Source organism: Cellulosimicrobium sp. JZ28 (genome assembly GCF_015327065.1).
Taxonomy (GTDB): Bacteria; Actinomycetota; Actinomycetes; order Actinomycetales; family Cellulomonadaceae; genus Cellulosimicrobium; species Cellulosimicrobium funkei.
The window spans coordinates 1,974,631-1,993,812 of sequence record NZ_CP017660.1 but is presented as its reverse complement, the minus strand read 5'-3'; the positions used below and the strand labels follow the sequence as shown (position 1 = coordinate 1,993,812).

At 75.5% G+C, this 19,182-nt stretch carries 20 protein-coding genes; 11 read left to right on the top strand and 9 right to left on the bottom strand.

Translation table 11 applies throughout. The annotated features are described in order from the left end of the window. Positions 1–122 precede the first annotated feature (122 nt). From BJP59_RS09170 to BJP59_RS09160, 3 genes are all read left to right on the top strand, one after another. The gene (locus BJP59_RS09170; protein ID WP_194522782.1) at positions 123–1,559 is read left to right on the top strand and encodes an aldehyde dehydrogenase family protein; all 1,437 of its coding nucleotides are present in this window, start codon (positions 123–125) and stop codon (positions 1,557–1,559) included. Then, positions 1,556–2,353: an MBL fold metallo-hydrolase gene (locus tag BJP59_RS09165; RefSeq protein ID WP_194522781.1), complete on the top strand. Its 798-nt coding sequence runs from the start codon at positions 1,556–1,558 to the stop codon at positions 2,351–2,353. Before BJP59_RS09170 ends, BJP59_RS09165 begins: the two co-directional genes overlap by 4 nt. Positions 2,354–2,667: 314 nt before the next feature. Then, positions 2,668–6,453, top strand: coding sequence for a PQQ-dependent sugar dehydrogenase (locus tag BJP59_RS09160; RefSeq protein WP_194522780.1), 3,786 nt, complete (start codon positions 2,668–2,670; stop codon positions 6,451–6,453). A 147-nt stretch (positions 6,454–6,600) separates the two neighbouring features. On the opposite strand, the gene BJP59_RS09155 is transcribed toward BJP59_RS09160, so the two are convergent. From BJP59_RS09155 to BJP59_RS09145, 3 genes are read right to left on the bottom strand one after another with little or no spacing between them, the layout of a single operon-like run. Next, positions 6,601–7,224 (bottom strand): DUF3618 domain-containing protein, encoded by a 624-nt coding sequence (locus tag BJP59_RS09155; RefSeq protein WP_086150568.1) that lies wholly within the window; start codon positions 7,222–7,224, stop codon positions 6,601–6,603. After that, a complete protein-coding gene (locus BJP59_RS09150) occupies positions 7,221–7,727 on the bottom strand; it encodes a phage holin family protein (RefSeq protein WP_081600158.1) in 507 nt (168 codons plus the stop codon). Before BJP59_RS09150 ends, BJP59_RS09155 begins: the two co-directional genes overlap by 4 nt. After that, positions 7,711–8,628 (bottom strand): hypothetical protein, encoded by a 918-nt coding sequence (locus BJP59_RS09145; RefSeq protein WP_194522779.1) that lies wholly within the window; start codon positions 8,626–8,628, stop codon positions 7,711–7,713. The genes BJP59_RS09150 and BJP59_RS09145 overlap by 17 nt, the downstream gene beginning before the upstream one ends. Before the next feature lie 271 nt (positions 8,629–8,899). Between BJP59_RS09145 and BJP59_RS09140 the strand changes: the two genes are divergently transcribed. From BJP59_RS09140 to BJP59_RS09125, 4 genes are all read left to right on the top strand, one after another. After that, positions 8,900–9,157: a hypothetical protein gene (locus BJP59_RS09140; RefSeq protein WP_034654615.1), complete on the top strand. Its 258-nt coding sequence runs from the start codon at positions 8,900–8,902 to the stop codon at positions 9,155–9,157. A gap of 116 nt (positions 9,158–9,273) precedes the next feature. After that, positions 9,274–10,476, top strand: coding sequence for an iron-containing redox enzyme family protein (locus BJP59_RS09135; RefSeq protein ID WP_194522778.1), 1,203 nt, complete (start codon positions 9,274–9,276; stop codon positions 10,474–10,476). Then, the gene (locus BJP59_RS09130; protein WP_194522777.1) at positions 10,469–11,473 is read left to right on the top strand and encodes a glycosyltransferase; all 1,005 of its coding nucleotides are present in this window, start codon (positions 10,469–10,471) and stop codon (positions 11,471–11,473) included. The genes BJP59_RS09135 and BJP59_RS09130 overlap by 8 nt, the downstream gene beginning before the upstream one ends. Beyond that, positions 11,470–11,763: a CDGSH iron-sulfur domain-containing protein gene (locus BJP59_RS09125; RefSeq protein WP_051028329.1), complete on the top strand. Its 294-nt coding sequence runs from the start codon at positions 11,470–11,472 to the stop codon at positions 11,761–11,763. The genes BJP59_RS09130 and BJP59_RS09125 overlap by 4 nt, the downstream gene beginning before the upstream one ends. Here the strand turns inward: BJP59_RS09125 and BJP59_RS09120 are convergent. After that, a complete protein-coding gene (locus BJP59_RS09120; protein ID WP_228485364.1) occupies positions 11,697–12,539 on the bottom strand; it encodes an SDR family NAD(P)-dependent oxidoreductase in 843 nt (280 codons plus the stop codon). The two genes, BJP59_RS09125 and BJP59_RS09120, sit on opposite strands and share 67 nt — an antisense overlap. After that, the gene (locus BJP59_RS09115; protein WP_194522776.1) at positions 12,536–13,132 is read right to left on the bottom strand and encodes a DUF2231 domain-containing protein; all 597 of its coding nucleotides are present in this window, start codon (positions 13,130–13,132) and stop codon (positions 12,536–12,538) included. The genes BJP59_RS09120 and BJP59_RS09115 overlap by 4 nt, the downstream gene beginning before the upstream one ends. 386 nt (positions 13,133–13,518) lie before the next feature. Here BJP59_RS09115 and BJP59_RS09110 point away from each other — a divergent pair, with 386 nt between their 5' ends. Genes BJP59_RS09110 through BJP59_RS09100 form a run of 3 tightly spaced genes read left to right on the top strand, consistent with a single transcriptional unit; the run spans position 13,519 to position 16,241 of the window. Beyond that, complete coding sequence (locus BJP59_RS09110) at positions 13,519–14,400, top strand: manganese catalase family protein (RefSeq protein ID WP_043659575.1); 882 nt, start codon at positions 13,519–13,521, stop codon at positions 14,398–14,400. 15 nt (positions 14,401–14,415) lie between these two features. Beyond that, the gene (locus BJP59_RS09105) at positions 14,416–14,889 is read left to right on the top strand and encodes a DUF4383 domain-containing protein (protein WP_021483047.1); all 474 of its coding nucleotides are present in this window, start codon (positions 14,416–14,418) and stop codon (positions 14,887–14,889) included. Continuing rightward, positions 14,886–16,241 carry a cytochrome P450 gene (locus BJP59_RS09100; RefSeq protein ID WP_194522775.1) on the top strand — a complete coding sequence of 452 codons (1,356 nt, stop codon included), beginning with the start codon at positions 14,886–14,888 and terminating at the stop codon, positions 16,239–16,241. The genes BJP59_RS09105 and BJP59_RS09100 overlap by 4 nt, the downstream gene beginning before the upstream one ends. A 73-nt stretch (positions 16,242–16,314) precedes the next feature. Here the strand turns inward: BJP59_RS09100 and BJP59_RS09095 are convergent, their stop codons facing one another. Beyond that, positions 16,315–16,494 (bottom strand): hypothetical protein, encoded by a 180-nt coding sequence (locus BJP59_RS09095; protein ID WP_021482207.1) that lies wholly within the window; start codon positions 16,492–16,494, stop codon positions 16,315–16,317. A gap of 223 nt (positions 16,495–16,717) precedes the next feature. Between BJP59_RS09095 and BJP59_RS09090 the strand changes: the two genes are divergently transcribed. Next, positions 16,718–17,152, top strand: coding sequence for a DUF6098 family protein (locus BJP59_RS09090; protein WP_194522774.1), 435 nt, complete (start codon positions 16,718–16,720; stop codon positions 17,150–17,152). Between the two features lie 12 nt (positions 17,153–17,164). Here BJP59_RS09090 and BJP59_RS09085 read toward each other — a convergent pair whose 3' ends face one another. Genes BJP59_RS09085 through BJP59_RS09075 form a run of 3 tightly spaced genes read right to left on the bottom strand, consistent with a single transcriptional unit; the run spans position 17,165 to position 19,130 of the window. Then, positions 17,165–17,974, bottom strand: coding sequence for a cytochrome c oxidase assembly protein (locus tag BJP59_RS09085; protein ID WP_194522773.1), 810 nt, complete (start codon positions 17,972–17,974; stop codon positions 17,165–17,167). Further along, positions 17,974–18,456, bottom strand: coding sequence for a DUF2243 domain-containing protein (locus BJP59_RS09080; RefSeq protein ID WP_194522772.1), 483 nt, complete (start codon positions 18,454–18,456; stop codon positions 17,974–17,976). Before BJP59_RS09080 ends, BJP59_RS09085 begins: the two co-directional genes overlap by 1 nt. After that, the gene (locus BJP59_RS09075) at positions 18,453–19,130 is read right to left on the bottom strand and encodes a GAF and ANTAR domain-containing protein (protein WP_194522771.1); all 678 of its coding nucleotides are present in this window, start codon (positions 19,128–19,130) and stop codon (positions 18,453–18,455) included. Before BJP59_RS09075 ends, BJP59_RS09080 begins: the two co-directional genes overlap by 4 nt. Between the last annotated feature and the right edge of the window lie 52 nt (positions 19,131–19,182).

The following is a 19,182-nucleotide window of genomic DNA, read 5'->3' as shown; positions in this document are numbered from 1 at the left end:
ACCTGACGCGTGCGGGTCGGCTCTGCTGCAACCCGACTTCACCCTGACCCGGAGAAGCGGTTCTCGCACGCCGACGTCGCACCCATGGGTAGTTCTCTTCGTGTGATTCCCGGGAGGCCTGCATGACCACGACCACCGCAACCACCACCCACCCCGACCCGACCACGCCGGCCGCGGGCGAGCGCCGCCTCGACCGGACCGACCCGGCCACGGGTCAGCCCGCCGCCCCGGTCCGCTGCGCGGGCGCCGACGAGGTCGACGCCGCCGTGCGCGCCGCCGCGGCCGCCTGGCCCGCGTGGCGCGCGACCCCGCCGGGGGAGCGGGCCGGTGCCCTGCGCGCCGCCGCCCGCGCGGTGCGCGCCGCCGTCGACGAGCTCGGCGACCTGCTGTGCACGACCACCGGACGGCTGCGTGCCGAGGCGCGCGCGTCGGCCGAGGTCGCCGCCGACCTGCTCGACGAGGCCGCCGTCGCGGGTCTCGGCCGTGCAGGGCGTGTGCTCGCGGGCGACCCCGCGGCGCTGGACGTCGTGCGCCGCGAGCCGCGCGGCGTCGTCGCGGTGATCACGCCGTGGAACGACCCCTACCCGGCGGCCGCCGGGCTGCTCGCCGCGGCGCTCGTCACCGGCAACACCGTGGTGCACAAGCCGTCCGAGCGCAGCGACGCCCCCGGCGTGCGCCTCGCCGAGATCGTGGCGGGCGCGCTCCCGCCGGACGTCCTGCGCGTCGTCAGCGGCGACGGCGGGACGGGCGCGGCCGTCGTCGCGCACGACGACGTCGCCCTGGTCGCGCACGTCGGCTCCACGGCCGCGGGCCGGCGCATCGCCGCCGCCGCCGGCGCGCGCGGTGCGAAGGTGCTGCTCGAGAACGGCGGCAAGGACCCGCTCGTCGTGGACGCGGGCGTCGACCCGGTGCTCGCCGCGCGACAGATCGCGACCGGCGCGTTCACCAACGGCGGCCAGCTGTGCACCGCCGTCGAGCGGGCGTACGTCGTCGAGGAGGTCGCGGACGCGGTCGTCGCCGAGCTCGCGCGCCTCGCCGACGCCGTCGTGGTGGGCGACCCGGCCGACGACGCGACGACCATGGGACCGCTCGTCGACGACGCGCAGCTCGCCGTCGTCGAGGAGCACGTGCAGGGGGCGCTCGCGGCGGGTGCCGAGGTCGTGACCGGCGGCCGGCGGCTCGACCGGGCCGGGTCGTACTACGCGCCCACGGTCCTCGACCGGTGCCCGGACGACGTGGACCTGCTCACGACGGAGACGTTCGGCCCCGTCGCGCCGGTCGTGCGCGTCGCCGACTTCGACGAGGGCCTGCGACGCGCGTCCGCGTCGGCGTACGGGCTGGCGGCGACCGTGCTCACGCCGTCGCTCGCCCACGCGCTGCGCGCGGCGGACGTGCTCGACGTCGGCACGGTCAAGGTGAACGCGGTGTTCGGGGGCGCGCCGGGCGGGTCCGCCGACCCGCGGCGCGGCAGCGGCGGCGGGGCCGGGTACGGGCCGGACCTGCTCGACGAGATGACCGTGCGCAAGGCCGTCCACCTCGAAGCGCTGGGGGAGCCGTGAGCCGCCGCGCGAGCGCGACGCTCACGTTCGGCGGGACGGCGACGGCGCTCCTGCGGTTCGGGCGCTTCACCGTGCTCACCGACCCGAACTTCCTGCACCGCGGCCAGTGGGCCTACCTCGGCAAGGGTCTCGCGTCGCGGCGCCGCACCCAGCCCGCGCTCGGGCCGACGGGCCTCCCGCCGCTCGACGCGATCGTGCTGTCCCACCTGCACGGGGACCACTTCGACCGGGTCGCGCGGCGCGGCCTGACGCGACAGGTGCCGCTCCTCACCACGCCGTCCGCGGCGCGGCGCCTGGCGCGGTACCACTTCGCGACGGTCGGCATGCCGACCGGCACGATCGAGACGTTCCGCTCGGGGAAGGAGACGCTCGACGTGGAGTCGGTCCCGGCGATCCACGCGCGCGGCGTCATGCGCTCGCTGCTGCCGGAGGTCATGGGCACCGTCTACACGCACCGCGTGGACGGCGACCGCCAGACCCAGGTCTACGTCACGGGCGACACGCTCACGGGCGACCACGTGGACGTCGTCGCGGACGCGTTCCCGCACCTGGACTCGGTGGTCGCGCACCTGGGCGGGACGCGCATCCTCGGCCGGACCGTGACCATGGACGACGTGCAGGGAGCGGACCTCGTGCGGCGCGTCGGCGTGCCGCTCGTCGTCCCGATCCACTACGACGACTACGGCGTGTTCCGCAGCCCGATGCGCGACTTCCTCGCGCGGTCGCCGGAGCTGCCCGGGGTCGAGATCCGGCCCGTGGCGCGGGGCGCGACGGTCGACCTCCGGGTCGACTGACGGGCGGATGCCCACCGTGGGGGGCCGCCCGGCGACCCACCGGGAACAGCGACCCTGTGGTCGGTTTTCGTGAGGGGTCCGGCCCAACTTTTCGTCTCAATATTTCAACTTCTGACTTGGCATCAGCGAAAGTCGCGCTTAGGGTCGAACGCAGCGCGGGGCCAGGACGGCGCCGCGCAGGCCCCGGTCCCCGGGGCCGTCCACCCATCCGGGTCGACCGATCAGCGGCGATCGTCGAGCAGCGGCACCGAGCACAGGTGCCGCGCTGCTGGTCGGGGACCACGGGCTCCTCGATCCACGTCAAGGAGGACGTTGTGCACAGACCATCCACGAGCCGACGCAGGCTCGCCCGAGGCGCCGCGGCGGCGCTGTCCGCCGCGTTGCTCGTCCCGCTCGCGATGAGCGGGGCGAGCGCGCACCCCGGCCACGGCGGAGACGAGAGCGAGACCGCCGCCGAGGCCGCGCAGGACGACGGGGCACTCGACTGGAACAACTACGAGAAGGTCCTGCTGAGCAAGGACACCGGTGAGCCGATCGACCTCGCCGTGCTGCCCGACTCGCGGGTCCTGCACACCGCGCGCGACGGCGTCGTCCGTCTTACCGACACCGCGACCGGGCGGACGACGCAGATCGCGAAGCTCGACGTCTACGCGAACTCCGAGGACGGGCTGCAGGGCATCTCCCTGGACCCGGACTTCGAGGAGAACGGGTTCGTCTACCTCGTGTACGCGCCCCGCGTCATGGAGGGCACCTCGCCCACCGGGGTCGAGTACCCCGAGACGACGCCGCAGGGCAGCGCGCCGAACTCGCTCCCCGCGGGCGAGGACGAGAGCTACTGGGACCGGTGGCTGGGCTACAACCAGCTCTCGCGGTTCACGTGGGACGCGGAGAGCAGCACGCTCGACCTGGACAGCGAGCGCGCGATCCTCAAGGTCGACGCGCAGCGCGGCCAGTGCTGCCACGTCGGCGCCGACATGGCGTGGGACGCGGAGGGCAACCTCTTCCTGTCCACGGGTGACAACACCCCGGCCGGTGCCCCCGGCGCCGACGGGTACGCCCCGAACAACAACGCGCCCGGCATGAACCCCGGGTTCGACGACCGCCGCAGCGCGGGCAACACGAACGACCTGCGCGGCGCGATCCTGCGGATCAACCCGATCGAGGACATCGCCCCCGGCACCGAGGTCGGGCCCGGCACCACGTACACGATCCCCGAGGGCAACCTCTTCGACGACCCGCAGTACGAGGGCTCCGAGGACCTGGTGCGCGAGGAGATCTACGTGATGGGGGTGCGCAACCCCTTCCGGATCGACTACGACCTCGAGTCCGGCGCGCTCGTCTGGGGCGACTACGGCCCCGACGCGGCGAACGCCAACCCCGACCGCGGCCCCATGGGCTACGTCGAGTGGCAGCTCACGACCGAGCCGATGAACGGTGGCTGGCCCTACTGCCACGGCCCCAACGCGAACTACAACGAGTGGGACTTCGCGACGGGCACGCCCGGCGAGTGGTTCGACTGCGAGGCCGGCGCGAAGAACAACTCCACGTGGAACACCGGTCTGGACGTCGTCCCGCCGGCCACGGCGCCGCAGGTCTACTACGGCGACCGCCCCGGCGACCAGCCGGAGCTGCTCGACCCGCTGGTCGAGCTGGGCGGCGGCGGCCAGGCGCCCATGGGCGGCCCGATCTTCCGCTCCGCCGACTACCCCGACGCGCCGGGCAAGTTCCCCGCGTACTGGGACGGCAAGCCGTTCATGGCGGAGTTCTCCCAGGACTACGTCGTCGCGTTCACGCTCGACGAGCTCTCGTCGGCCGGTGAGGTCACCGCCGTCGAGGACTTCCTGCCCAACGCGCACCTGGAGACGGTGAACCAGCCGATCTGGGACAACGTCATGGACATGGAGTTCGGTCCGGACGGGTCCATGTACGTCCTGGAGTACGGTGACGGCTTCTTCCGCCAGAACCCGGACGCCGGGCTGTACCGCATCACCTACGGGTCGGAGAACAAGACCCCGCGCGCGGCGATCTCCGCCACCCCGGTGTCGGGCAGCGACGCACCGCTCGAGGTGACGTTCGACGCCTCGGCGACCACGGACGCGGAGACCCCGAACGAGGGCCTGACCTTCGACTGGGACTTCGACGCCGACGGCGAGTACGACGCCCAGGGCGAGACGGTGACGCACACGTTCACCGAGCGCGGCCGGTTCGCCGTGCAGCTGCGCGTCACGGACCCGGAGGGCAACTTCGGCCTCGCGATCCAGCAGGTCACCGTCGGCAACACCGCCCCGGAGATCACGCTGAGCCAGCCGGACGGCGCGGTCTTCGACTGGGGCGACGCCGTCCCGTACACCGTCGCCGTGCACGACGCCGAGGACGGCGACGAGCCGGTGTGCACCAACATCCAGTACACGTTCGGCCTCGGCCACAACGAGCACGCCCACCCCGAGGTGAGCGGGCGCGCCGCGGTCACCGAGGACGGCTGCGGCTTCACGATCCAGACGAGCCCCGACGCCGTCGAGCACGGCGAGGGCGAGAAGATCTTCGGCACGCTCGTCGTGACCTACACGGACAAGGCCCAGGGTGACGTCCCCGCCATCACCGGCGAGGCCACGCACATCCTCAAGCCGCAGGCGCAGCAGGCCGAGTGGTACGACGCGGCCGAGGGCGTCGAGGTCGTCGAGGACGCGGCGGCGAACGCCGGCCGCTACGTCACCTCGTTCGACGAGGGCGACTCGTTCACCTACCGGCCGCTCGCGCTCGTCCACGCCCCGACGGGCGAGGCCGTCGACGAGGTGACCGTCCGCGGCAGCGGCGAGGGCACCGTCACCCTGAGCTGGCAGGGTGCGGGGGCCGAGTCCTCCGAGCCGCTGGCCGACTTCGCCTTCACGGGCGAGGGCTGGCAGGACGTCACGCAGACGCTGAGCAGCGTGCCCGAGGGCACCGGCTCGGTCGTCGTGACGACCACCGGCGGCGTGGACGTCGACGCGGTGACGTTCGCCGTGGGCGAGGGCAGCACCGAGCCGGTCGTCGTGCCGGCCGAGCAGGTGTCCATCCAGATGTTCTCGCTCATCCCGTGGGTCAACGAGGCGGGCCTCCCGGCCGTCCTCGAGCGCCTGTCGGAGATCGGCTTCAAGAACATCGAGCCCTTCGGCGGCAACTTCTCCGGCTACACCGCCGAGGAGTTCCGTGCGCTGGCCGACTCCTACGGCCTGAGCGTGAAGTCGTCGCACTACAACGTCGACGAGGCCACGTTCGACGCGACCCTGGACTACGTGGGGACGCTCGGCCAGGAGTACGTCGGCTCGGGCGGCTGGCCCGCACCGGGGATCGGCACCTACGAGAACACGCTCGCGACGGCCGAGGCCATGAACCGGCTCGGGGAGCGGGCGGTCGACGCCGGCTTCACGAAGTTCTTCGGCCACAACCACGACGGCGAGTTCCGCACGACGTACGAGCACGAGGGGGAGACGCTCTCGGCCTGGGAGATCCTGGTCCGCGAGACGAACCCCGAGTACGTGACGTTCCAGCTCGACGTCGCGTGGGCCGCCCACGCGGGCGTCGACGTCCCGGCGCTCATCGAGCAGTACGGCGACCGGATCGAGCTGCTCCACGTCAAGGACGCCACGGGCCTGAACGCGGGCGGCCGCCCGTCGTTCACCAACCTGGGCGAGGGCGAGGTGCCGCTCCAGGAGATCCTCACGGCGGCGCAGGAGGCCGGCGTCGCGTACTACGTCCTCGAGTGGGACCAGGCGCCCGACGGCGAGGACTTCGCGGCCCACGGCTTCGAGTACCTCACCGGCGTCCCCGCCGGCGAGGCCGGGCCCGACGTCACGGCGACCGCGCAGGCGCGCTGCCTCGCGGGCAAGACCTACGTCGCGGTCCGTGCCCTCAACGAGGACGACGTGCCGCTCACCGTGACGCTCGAGACGCCGTACGGCACGAAGACGGTCGAGAACGTCGCCCCGGGCGCGAACGCCTACCAGTCGTTCGCGGTCCGCTCCGGCGAGGTCGAGGCCGGCTCCGCCACGGTCACCGCCACCGACGCCGAGGGGAGGACGGCCACGGTCACGGCCGAGCACGACGCGCTGTCGTGCGGCTGACACCGGCCTGACGCGCAGGAGCGCCGGGTGAGGCGGACGTCCGACGCCGCCTCACCCGGCGCTCGCGCGTCCGGGCACCGACCCGCTCCGGACGCACGGAGGCCCGGGTGACGCACGCGTCACCCGGGCCGCCGTCGTGCGGGCCTGTCAGCCCTCCTTCACCTGGTCGCGGACGTCCGCCGCGGCCTCCTTGCCGTGCTGCCCCACGGACTGCGCGGCGTCCTTCGCGGCGTCGCGGACGGCCTCGGCGCCCTCCTTCGCGGGCTCCTTGAGGTCCTGCACGACCTCCTGCGCCGTGGACTTCACGTCCTCGACGAGCGGGGCCGCCTTCTCCTTGACCCCGACGGCGGCGCGCTGCTCGGCGCGGCTCGACGGGAGGAGGGAGGCGACGACGAGGCCCACGCCGAAGGCCACGAGGCCGACGGCGAGCGGGTTGCCCTGCGTCTGCTCGCGCACCGCCCGCGGGGCGGAGCCCACGGTGTCGGCGACCGAGGACGCCGTGCTGCGCGCCGAGTCGGCGACCGAGGAGGCCGCCTCGCGCCCGCGCTCGGCGACGCCGTGCGACGTGTCCCGGGCCGAGTCGACCGTGTCGTGCGCGCTGCCCATGACGCGGTCCTTGACGCTCGTCACGCCCGACCGCACGCGGTCCACCTGGCGGCGCGCCACGTTGCCGGGCTTGACCTTCTCCCCGAGGGCGTCGACGTCGCGGCTCAGCTCGGTCCGCGTGCGCTCGATGTCCGCCCGGATCTCCTCCGGATCGCTGGTGCTCATGAGTTCTTCTCCTCGTGTCCTCGGACGGCGTTCGGGATCTTCTTGAGGGTGTCCGTGGTCTCGGGCATGCCCTCGACCGTGCGCAGCTCCTTGCGTCCGCGCGCCGCGAGCACCGCGGCGACGATCGCCCAGAGCACCGCGACGACGACGGCCGACCAGCCCCGGCCCATGACGGCGCCGAGCGCCCACCACAGCGCCACGGAGAGGAACAGCAGGACCATGTGGCCCGCCACCCCGGCGCCGGCGAGCATCCCGGCGCCCTTCCCGGCGCGCTGCGCGGACTGCTTGGCCTCCGCCTTGGCGAGCTCGACCTCCTGGCGCATGAGGGTCGACAGGTCGCGGCTCACCTCGGCGACGAGCTCGCCGAGGCTCTGCTGCTCGGCCTGCTGGTCCGCCGACGTCGGCACGGGCTGCGGCGTGGCCGCGAGACCCGGGTCGGGGCCGCTGCCCGTCGTGTGCCGACCGGTGCCCGCCGCGGCGAACGGGTCAGGGGTGTACGACATCGGGGCCACCTCCCGGCCGGGCGCCCGAGCCGGGCGTCGTGGGCGGGTACGACGGCGCCGGGGGAGCGCCCTCGGCCGACGTCGCGACGTCGGGGTCGTGCGCCAGGCGGTCGTTCGCGAGGCCCGGGTACGCGCCCGCCGTGCCGATGTCCGGCGCGCCCGTCGTGCCCGTGCCGCCGGTCGTGCCCGGCACGCCGGTGGTCCCGGTCGTGCCGGTCCCGCCGACGGTCCCGGTGGTCCCGGTCGTCGCGCCGGTGGTGGTGCCCGTGCCCGTGGTCGTGCCGAGCGGTGCGGCGTGCGCGCCGCGCGTCGCCGACGGCGTCGACCCGGTGCCGCCGCTCTGCTCGCGGTCGGAGCCGGTGTCCGGCGCGTCCTTCATCCCGCGCACGAGGCGCCCGACCAGCAGGCCGGCCCCGGCGGCGAGGAGGAGGAACGTCCCCGGGCGGCGCCGCGCGAAGTCCTCGACCTCGTGCAGCACCGACGCGGGCTCGCGGTCCTCGAACCACTGCGCCACCTGCCCGGTGGCGTCCCCGGCGCGCCGCACGAGGTCGGTCGCGTAGCCCGGGTCCTCGGTGCCGTCCGCCATCTGGCGGAGCTCGTCACCGAGGGACCGCAGCCCGCCCGCGAGGCGCTCCTGCTGCGTGCGCGCCTGGTCGCTGAGCTCCGTCCTCGTCTGGTCGACCAGGCCGCGGGCGCGGTCCGTGGCCTCGTGCGCGACGTCGCGCGCCTTCTCCTTCGCGTCCTGCGCGACCTCGCGGCCGGCGTCGCCCGCGTGGGACGCAGCCTCGCTCGCGCGCTGCTTCACCCCGGACGCGGCGCCGCCGCCGTCCCCGGTGCCCTGCGCCGTCCCGACACCCGGCGAACCGGGCCCCGAGCCGTACGGCACGTTCGTCTCGCTCATGGTCGGACTCCCGTCGTCGTCGCCGCTCGTGCGGCGTGACTGATGACGGAGCGGTAGCCGTGCCGGGCTCTCGCTCCGCCGGTACGGCCACCTCCTGGACCACCTCCCACGCTAGGCGCGGGCCGCGCGCACACAACTGGAACGGGGGTCGCCCCGCGGGTTGCGAGCGGACGGGGCCTTGCGACCGTGGGAGGAGGTCCAGCAACCGGCCGCCCCCGCCGGGCCCGGCCCGGCAGCACGACGGCGCCTCCGGGCGCAGGAGGTTTCGACCATGGCCACAGGAGAGACCGGGTTCGACGACGTCACGTTCGACCTCATCTCGGTGCAGTACCACTCGCTCAAGGCCGGGCACGACTACGGCCAGTACGTGCGCGACGCCCGGAACGCGGGCAAGGAGGAGATCGCCGCGTTCTTCGAGAAGGTGATGGCGGAGGACTCCGAGCGGGCCCAGCAGTGCCACCGCTTCCTCGCCGACCTGACCCAGGACGGCACGTCCGCGACGTCCCCGCAGGGCTCCCAGCAGGGCTGATGCACCGCCGGCCGCCCGCTCGGGAGCCGGTTCGGCTCGCGAGTCGGGCGGTCCGTGGGGAGCATGGCGGTGGCGTCGAGCAGGGGCGCCGTCCGCGCGAGCGTCAGGAACACGTGATGACCTCCACCGCCCTCCCCGCCCACGTCCCCACCGCCGGGTCGGCGACCACCACCGGCCCGGCGGACGAGCCCGCGCCCGGAGCCTCGCCGGCACCGGGGTCGGGCCGCCTGCCGCGGCCCCGTCCGCGGGGCCCGTTGAGCGCCGCGCTCCTCGCCGCGCTCGTCGAGCCCCCCGGTGCGGCCGACCGCCTGCGCCCGCTCGAGGACGCCGTCGGGCCGGCGCTCGACGCCGCGGCCGGGACGATCCTGCGCGACGAGGACGTCCAGCTCACCCTCACCCTCCTCTACGAGCTCCACTACCGCGGGGTCGAGGGCGTCGACGACGACTGGGAGTGGGACCCGGCGCTGCTCGCGGTGCGGGCACGTCTCGAGGCCCCGTTCGAGGCCGCGGTGCGTGAGCGCGCCGGCCGGCCGGCGTGCGACGCGACCGACGCGGCGGGCGTCGCGCGACGGCTGTTCGAGCTCGCGGCGGCCGACGACGGCCCGAGCCTGTCGCGGTACGTCGCCAAGCGCGCCGACGCGGGGCAGGCGCGCGAGCTCCTCGCGCTGAAGTCCCTCTACCAGCTCAAGGAGGCCGACCCGCACACGTGGGCGGTCCCGCGGCTCGCGGGCGTGCCGAAGGCGGCGCTCGTGGAGATCCAGGCGGACGAGTACGGCGGCGGTCGGCCCGGCCGCATGCACGCCGAGCTGTTCGCGCAGGCGATGCGCGGCGTCGGGCTCGACGACACGTACGGCCGCTACGTCGACGCCGTGCCCGCGGTCGTGCTCGCGGCCCTGAACACGATGTCGCTCTTCGGCCTGCACCGGCGCCTGCGGGGCGCGATCGTCGGCCACCTCGCCGCGTTCGAGATGACGTCGTCGGTGCCGAGCCGCCTGTACGGCAACGGCTTCCGCCGCCTCGGGCACGACGCGGACACCACCTGGTACTTCGACGAGCACGTCGAGGCGGACGCGGTGCACGAGCAGATCGCGGCGCGCGACCTCGCGGGGCGCCTCGTCGAGCAGGAGCCCGCGCTGCGCGACGACGTGCTGCTCGGCGCGGCCGCGTGCCTGGCCGTGGAGGGCGACGTGGCCGCCCACGCGCTCGAGCGCTGGCAGCAGGGCGCGTCGGCGCTGCGCGTGCCGCTCGCACCCGCCGTCGAGCCGCAGCAGGGCACCGGCCCCGCCGCGGCGCAGGAGGGCGACGCGCCGCGTGGCTGACGTGACCTACGTGCTGCCGCTGCGCCGCGAGCGGCCCGACGAGCCGGCGACGGCCGAGCTGTCCGCGTACCTGCACGACCTCGCGCGCCACGTCGAGGTCGTCGTGGCGGACGGGTCGCCCGGTCCCGTCCGCGACCGCCACGCCGCCGCGTGGGGCGGCGCGGCGCGCACCGTCGCCGTCGGCCCGCCGCCCCCGGGCTGCAACGGGAAGGTGGTGGGCGTCCTCGCCGCGCTGGCCGCGACGACCGCGCCGCGCGTCGTCGTGGCGGACGACGACGTGCGCTGGGACGCCGCGACGCTCGACCGGGCGCTCGCGGCGCTCGACGACGCCGACGCCGTCGTGCCGCAGAACGTGTTCGACCCGCTGCCGTGGCACGCGCGCTGGGACACCGCGCGCTCGCTCGTGAACCGCGCGCTCGGTCACGACTGGGCGGGCACGGTGGTGCTGCGGCGCGACGCGCTCGGCCCCGCCGGGTACGACGCCCGCGTGCTGTTCGAGAACCTCGAGCTGGAGCGCACCGTGCGCGCCCGCGGCGGGACGGTCGCGCACCGTCCCGACCTCCTCGTGGTCCGGCGCCCGCCGCCGACGCGGAAGTTCGTCGAGCAGCGCGTGCGCCAGGCGTACGACTCGTTCGCGCAGCCCGTGCGGCTCGCCGCGGAGCTCGCGCTCGGCCCGCTCCTCGGCGCGTGCGTCGCCGGTGCGGTGCGGCACCACGGGCCGGCGCGCGCCGCGTGGCTAGGGACCCTGGTGGGGCTGCTCGCGGGCGCCGTCGCGCTCGCCGAGGCGGGACGACGGCGTGCCGGGGGCAGCGCGGCGTGGCCCGCGTCGTCGGCGCTGTGGGCCCCCGCGTGGCTGGTCGAGCGGGCCGTGTGCGTGTGGGTCGCGGTCGTCTGGCGCGTCCGCGGCGGCGTGCCGTACGCCGGCACGCGGATCCGCCGGGCCGCGCACCCGACGGCCGCGCTGCGCGGCGCGACGACGCGGGCGGTGGCCGCATGACGGGCGCCGGGGGTGCGTCGCGCGAGGAGTCCCGGGCGGGGTCGCGGGCGGAGGAGGTCACCGTCACGGCGTGCCCGGACGGGCCGCTCCTCGTGCGTGGTCCCGCGCGGCTCGTCGACCAGCAGGGCCGCGAGATCGAGCGGCACCGCGCGACGGTCGCCCTGTGCCGCTGCGGCGGCACGGCCATCCCGCCGTGGTGCGACGGGACGCACAAGGTGAACGGCTACCGCAGCGGCGAGCCCGACGACGGTGCGCGCGGGACCGCCAGCGACGGCGGGACGGGCGCGTAGAACCAGCCGTGGAACGCGGCCCGCGCCGGCTGGGGCAGGACGCGGGCGACCGCCAGCATGGCCTTGCCCTGGACGCCGTGGACCACCTCGGGCCGGCCGTGGACGAGCGCGTCCACGGCCTGCCGCGCCACCGCGGCGGCGCTGGGCTTCGGCAGGCGCCCCACGTGCGTGCGCTCCATCCCGGCCTCCCGGAAGAACGGCGTCCGGGTGGGCCCGGGCAGGAGCGCGGTGACCGTCACGCCCGTGCCGGCGAGCTCGCCGCGCAACGACCACGCGAACGACCGCAGGAACGCCTTCGACGCCGCGTAGGTCGCGAAGTGCGGCGCCGGCATCTCGCCGGCGACGGACGCCGTGACGAGCAGCCGCCCGTGCCCCTCGGCGAGGAGGTCGGGCAGCAGCAGGTGCGTCAGGTGCGCGACCGAGCGCACGTTGAGGTCCACGAGCCGCAGCTGCGCCTCGAGCGGGGTGCGCGCGTACGCGCCGTGCACCCCGACGCCCGCGTTGAGGACGACGGTCGAGACGCCGAGCTCGCGCGCCCGCCGGGCGGTGGCCTCGACGCCGCGCGGTGTCGTGAGGTCGACCGTGAGGCCCTCGTGCGTCCCGCCGTGCCCCGCCAGCTCGCCCACGGTCGCGTCGACGTCGCGGTCGGCGACGACCAGGACGTCGTGCCCCCGCCGGGCGAGCTCGTGCGCGAGCGCGCGGCCGATGCCGCTCGTCGCGCCCGTCACGAGCGCGTTCGCGCGGTCCCGCACGACCGCCGGGGGCGGCGGCGTCACGGGAGGTCCGGGACGTCGTCGTCGCCGAGCGCGACCTCGGCGGGGGGCTCGCGCAGCGCCTGGGCCAGGTGGCCGCCGAGGAACGCGCTCGCCCCGGCGAGCCCGTAGGCGGCGAGCGACACCGCGACGCCCGACCGGCGCCGGCCGCCGCGGCGCAGCAGCCACGACGCGCCGTAGAGCAGCGAGACGCCGGAGTTGAGCGCGGCATGGACCGCGCCGACGCGGCGCGCGCGGCGGTCGACGTCGAGGTAGTCGGCGAGGCCCGTGAGCGCGGTCGGCGCGACCGCGAGCACGCCGAGCCCGACGAGACGCTGCGCCGCGGGCGCGCTGCGCTCGCCCCCGACGAGGTCGAGGACGGCTGCGCTCGTCCAGAGACCGACGGGCACGTCGGTGAGGGTCGCGTGCAGGGCGTGGCCGAGCGAGCGGCCGTGCAGCTCCTCGCGCAGCCGTCCGTGCGAGGGCACGAGGGCGAGCGCGACGCCGCGCACGGTGCCGGAGAGCCCGTCGAGCGCGGGGGAGTCCTCGAGCCGCCGGGCGAGGCGCAGGAGGACGGGGGAGTCGTCGTGGGCGGCGGTTCCGGGGGCGTCGGGCATGGTGGCTCCTCAGGTCTCGTCGAGCTCCCGTTCTCGAAGCTGCGTCGACCGTAGGCACGTTCGCGTGCGCTCGCGCGCGTGGGCCCGGACGCACGTCGCCCTCGTCCCGGCAGGCCCGGACGAGGGCGGTTCGCCGCGGGGCAGGCGTGCGGCGGTCTTCTTCACCGGCTGCCCCGCGACGGGAACCACGCTAGGGGCTCGGCTCCCGCGGCGGCGTTCCCCGCCGAGGGTGAAATCCGGCGTGTCGCGTCTCGGCCGCCCCCAGATGCGACCGGCGGCGGACGGCCACAGGGTGGGAGGACGCTCGACGCGTCGAGAACGGGGCGCGTGCCGTGGTCCTCCCGTGCACGCTCGTGCCCGGGAGGCGACCTCCCGAGGGAGAGACCATGTTCTTCCACCGTCAAGAGCTCCAGCACCAGGCCACGCCGGACCGCCCGGACGCCGTCTACGCCCGCAAGCTCCAGGAGGTGCTGGGCGGGCAGTACGGCGAGATCACCGTGGCCATGCAGTACGGCTTCCAGTCCTGGAACGCCCACATCCCCGGCAAGTACCGCGACCTGCTCTACGGCATCGGGGCCGAGGAGTTCGGGCACGTCGAGATGCTCGCGACGATGATCGCGCAGCTCCTCGAGAAGGCGCCCGTCGGCGCCGTCGAGGGAGCGGTCCAGAACGACCCGACCGTGGCCGCGATCATCGGCGGCACGGACCCGCAGCACGCGATCGTCGCGGGGGCCGGTGCACGGCCCGTCGACTCGAACGGCAACCCCTGGACGGCCGGGTACGTGACCGCGAGCGGGAACCTGCTCGCCGACTTCACGGCCAACGCCAACGCCGAGATGCAGGGCCGCGTGCAGGTGGCGCGGCTCTACCACATGACCGACGACGCCGGGGTGAAGGACCTCCTGGCGTTCCTGCTCGCGCGGGACACGATGCACCAGAACCAGTGGCTCGCGGCGGCGCAGGAGCTGCGCGACGAGGGCGTCGAGGAGCTCCCGGTGCCCAGCACGTTCCCGCTGTCGAAGGAGGACCGCGACGTGTCCTACCAGTACATCAACTTCTCCGACGGCGAGCACGCGTCCGAGGGGCGCTGGGCGAGCGGCCCGACCCCCGACGGCAAGGGCGAGTTCACGTACGTCGCCGAGCCGCCCGCGGGCGTCCCGATGCCGCCGCCCACGACGCCGGACGAGCGCTTCCACGGCACGACCGGGAAGCCCTCGACGCTCGAGAAGGCGAAGGGCGCCGTCAAGGACGCCCTGCACAAGGACTGAGAGGGGGAGACCGTCATGACCGCCGCATCCGCACCACGGGACGCCGCGCGGGCCGACCGCCCGGCGCGGGGCGTGCACCAGTACCTGGCGCTCGTCATCGGGATCGTCTACCTGCTGGTGGGCGTCGTCGGGTTCGCCGTCACGGGGTTCGACGGGTGGACCGTGCACGACCACTCGCAGACCCTGCTGGTCTTCGCGATCAACCCGCTGCACAACGTCGTCCACCTCGTCATCGGCCTCCTCGGCGTGCTGCTGTGGAGCCGGTCGTCGAGCGCCCGGACGTACGGCTGGATCCTCGCGATCGGCTACGGGGCCGCGTTCGTCTACGGGCTGGTCGTCGTGAACGACCCGGAGGCGAACGTCCTCAACATCAACGGCGCGGACAACGTGCTGCACGCGGTGAGCGCGGCCGCGGGCCTCGCCATCGCGCTGTGGCCGGCGCGCCGGGAGACCGGTCCCGCGACGCCGACCACGAGGACGGCCGCGTGACCGACACCCCGGTCGACCTGACGGCGAGCGAGACCGGGCGCGTCCTGCGGGACGTGCTCGGTCCGCTCGTCGCCCAGGGCGCCATCGTGCGGCGTCCCCGCGCGACCGCCTGGGCGGAGCGACGCCAGGTCGACCGCACGTCGCGCCGGGTCCTCGAGCGGCTGCGTGCCCGGTACGACGGCGCGCCGCTCGTCGTGCGCCTCGGGGGCCGGCGGCTCGTGGTCGCCACGCGGCCCGAGCACGTCGAGCGCGTCCTCGCGGGGTCGCCCGAGCCCTTCACGCCGGCGTCCTGGGAGAAGCGGGGCGCGCTCGCCCACTTCCAGCCGGACGGCGTGCTGATCTCGCCGCTCCCGGAGCGGCTGGTGCGCCGCCCGTACAACGAGGCGGTGCTCGACATGTCCGAGCCAGTGCACCGCGACGGGGACGCGTTCGTCGCCGCGGTCGAGCGCGAGACCCGCGCGCTCGTCGCGACCGTCGAGGCGTCGGGCCGGCTCGACTGGGACACGTTCGCCGCGTCGTGGTGGCGCACCGTGCGGACGGTCGTCCTCGGCCGGGCGGCGCGCGACGACGAGCGACTCGTCGCGATCCTCGACGCGCTGCGGCGCGACGGGAACTGGTCGTGGTTCCGACCGCGCCGGCCCTGGCTCCGCGCCGCCCTGGAACGACGGATCGCCGAGCACGTCGCGGTCGCCGAGCCGGGGACCCTCGCGGCGCGCGGCCGCGACACCGGCGGGGCGGACGCCGTGCGTCGGCAGATCCCGCACTGGCTCTTCGCGTTCGACGCGGCGGGCGCCGCGACGTTCCGCGCGCTCGCGGTCGCCGCCGCGCGGCCCGCCGTGCGCGACCGGCTGCTCGCGGAGCCGGCGACCGCAGGGGACGGTCCCGCCGTCCTCCCGTACGCCCGCGGGTGCGTGCTCGAGTCCGTCCGGCTGTGGCCGACGACCCTCGCCATCCTGCGCGACGCGACCGCCCCCGTGCGCTGGGGCGCGCGCACCTTCCCGGCGGGCACCGGGTTCGTCGTGCTCAGCGCGTTCTTCCACCGGGACGCGGACCGCCTGCCGTTCGCCGACGCGTTCACGCCCGAGGCGTGGCTCGACGGCCGGGCCGACGCCGACTGGGGCCTCGTCCCGTTCAGCGGCGGTCCCGTGTCGTGCCCCGGCCGCAACGTCGTGCTGCTCCTGGCGTCGCACACGCTCGTGCGCGTCGCGCGCCTCGACCTGGCCGTCGCGCGCGGCCGCTACCTCGCCCGGGACCCGCTCCCGCCGACGATGGACCACCTCGGCCTGCGGTTCGGGCTGCGCGGCGAGACGGCCCGCCGCGAGGGCGAGCTCGCCTCGAGCGCGGCCGCCTAGACACCGCCTGGACACTGCCCAGACAGCACGACGGCCCGGGTGCGACGCACCCGGGCCCTCGTGCTGCCGTGCGTCAGGCGTCGCCGGACGCCTCCCCGCCGGTGCGCGGGTTGACGTTCCCCGGCTCGGCGTCGGGGTCCGTGTCCTCCGACCCCGACCCGCTCGCCTGCCGCCCCTCGCGCGGGTTGAGCGACCGCGGGTCGGCGTCCGGGTCCTCGGCGGGGTCGTAGCCGCGCTCGTCGTTCTCGCTCATGTCGGCCTCCTCGGTCGGGCTCTCGTGCTGGTCTCGCGCCCCGCACGGGCGGCGCGTCCTGCCACCGTCGCACGACCTCCCGGCGCTCGCAGGCCTGGGGATGCCAGGCCGCCGACCCGCTCGTAGCCTGGGGACGGCGGACGTGACCGGCAGGTCCCGTCCGTCACGGAGAGTCGAGAAGGGGCCCCGCCGGCACGCAGCGACGCCAGTCCAGGAGGTCCCGATGCCCGACGCGCCCAGCATGCTCGACACGCTGCCCCGCCTGCGGACCCTCGCGGAGGTCGCCGGGCTCGTGGAGGTGGTGCGCCCCCTCTACGTGCGGTTCAGCGGCGGTCCGGAGCAGGACGCCGAGAGCGTGAGCCGCGACCACGAGAGCGGGTGCCTGCTGCCCGGTCTCAGCGTCAACCCGCTGACGCCCGAGCCGTGGTGGGACCGCCCGGTGGAGCACTGGGTGGCGCGCCAGCTCTACCAGTACGCGCACCTCATGACGCCGGAGCGCTTCCCGTGGCTCCTCACGGGCGAGGTCGCGGGGCGCGGCCCGGACAGCGAGCCGCTCCTCGTGGACGTCGTGTCGGCCGCGTCGCTCGACCCGCGGGTCGTCGAGGAGGCGGGCCGGCTCTACCGGGAGGCGTTCGACGCGGGCGACGACGGCACGTGAGGAGCGGCGCCGTCACGCGAGCCCGGGTCGCGTGCGGACGCGCGCGGCCGGGATCTCCCGGGGCCGCGTCGCCGTGTACCACCCGGCCACGAGGAGCACCATGAGCGTGACGTCCACGACGTCGCCCGCGTAGTACATGAGCTGCGCGCCCGTGCGCGCGTCGGCGGGGGAGACGCCCGCCGGCGGGTGGGCGTAGAGCCACTTCGCGAGCACGGAGTGCGCGGCGACGAAGGCGACGAGCACGCCCGCGCGCACCCGGAAGGACGCGCGGGACGGGTGCGGGTCCGGTCCGACGAGCGACGAGGTGAACAACCAGCCCGCGAGCAGGACGTGCGCGTGCACGACCACGCCCACGACGGCGGAGGAGTGGGCGAGGTGGAAGAGCCCTGTCGTGTACAGGAGCCAGAGCCCGCCCGCGTCGAGCAGCCCGGCCACCACGGGGTGGCCGACGACGCGCGGCACGGGGGAGCGCAGCACCGCGCTGACGCGACGCGCCCGGGCGGGCGGCAGGGCGCGCAGGAGCAGCGACACGGGCGCGGCGAGGACGAGGAGCAGCGGCGCCAGCATCCCCAGCAGGACGTGCCCGGCCATGTGGGCCGTGAAGCTCGACCGCGACGCCTCCGCGAGCGGCCCGACGGTCGCGACGCCCGCGCACGCGAGCCCCGCGTACCAGGACAGCGTGCGCCGCACGGGCCAGGGGCTGCGCGACCGGGCCGCCCGCAGCCCGGCGGCGTAGGCGGTGGCGCCCACGGCGAGCGCGACGACCGCGACGACCGTCAGCAGGGCAGGCCCGCCGGTCGCGACGTGATGGTGCGGGGGCATCACGCGGTCCCGGCGGCGCCCGCACGGGCGGGCCGCGCGCGGCGCAGGACGACCAGCCCGACGACGAGCGCGACGACCGCCGTCCCGATCCACACGACGTCGTACACCAGGAGGTCGACGCCGTACCGGATCTGGTGGATCCCGAGGATCTTGTGGTTGAGGACGCCGTCCAGGAGCTGGAAGCCCCCGACGCCGACGACCACGCCACCGACCCACCGCGACCACGACACCTCCGTGCGGCGGCGCACGTCCGCGAGCAGGAACAGCCCCCAGACGGTGACGAACCAGCCCACCGCGTGGAAGACGCCGTCGGCGGCGAGCGCCACCTGGGTCGTCGACAGGTCGTAGAAGTGGTGCCACTGCAGGCTCAGGTGGAACACGAACAGGTCGATGATCGACGCCGCGATCCCGGCGCCGAACAGGACGCCCGACAGGACGGTCCGGCGGTCGTGCGCGCGCGCCGCGTCGGCCGGACCGCTCACGAGCGGCCGGGGTCGTCGTCGGCGGGGTCCGGCGCGTCCTCGACGACGAGCGCGCGCAGGAGGGACTCCGCGACCTCGCGCGGGCTCACGTTCCGGTGCCGGGCCGCCGAGTCGACGATGCGGCGGGCCTCGTCGGCGGAGCACTGGTTCGTCTGCATGATCGCGCCGACGGCACGCTCCGTGGCGACGGCGTCGGACATGTCCCGGTAGAAGCCCGCGGTCGAGTCCTCGAGCGCCGCGAGCTCGAGCCGCAGCCCGACCGCGGACGCCACGAGCTGGGCGTACGCGTCGGCGGCGGTCAGGAGCTCCGGCGTCCACGGGTCGGGTGCGCGCGAGTACAGGTTGAGCGCGACGGCGACGTCCGCGGTGACGATCGCGGGGACGGCCACCGAGGAGACGAAGCCCTCCTCGGTGCACTGTCGTGCCCAGCGCTCCCAGCCGGCCGACTCCTCGACGGACGGCACGAGCCGGGAGCCGCCGTCCTCCATCGCGTCGATGCAGGGGCCGGCGTCGTCGAGCGCCTCGGCCTGGTCGCAGCGCGCCGCGGCGTCGGTGCTGCTGCCCGCGCGCACGCTCACGCCGGCCTGACGCACCGTGATGCTGACCTCGAGGCCGTGGCCGAGGATCGTCGCGGCCCGGTCCGCGAGCTCCTGCGGGAAGCTGGCGATGCCCATCGTGCCCTCCTGGGGGTCGGCGCCCGCGCTGTCGCGGGCAGGTCCTCACGCT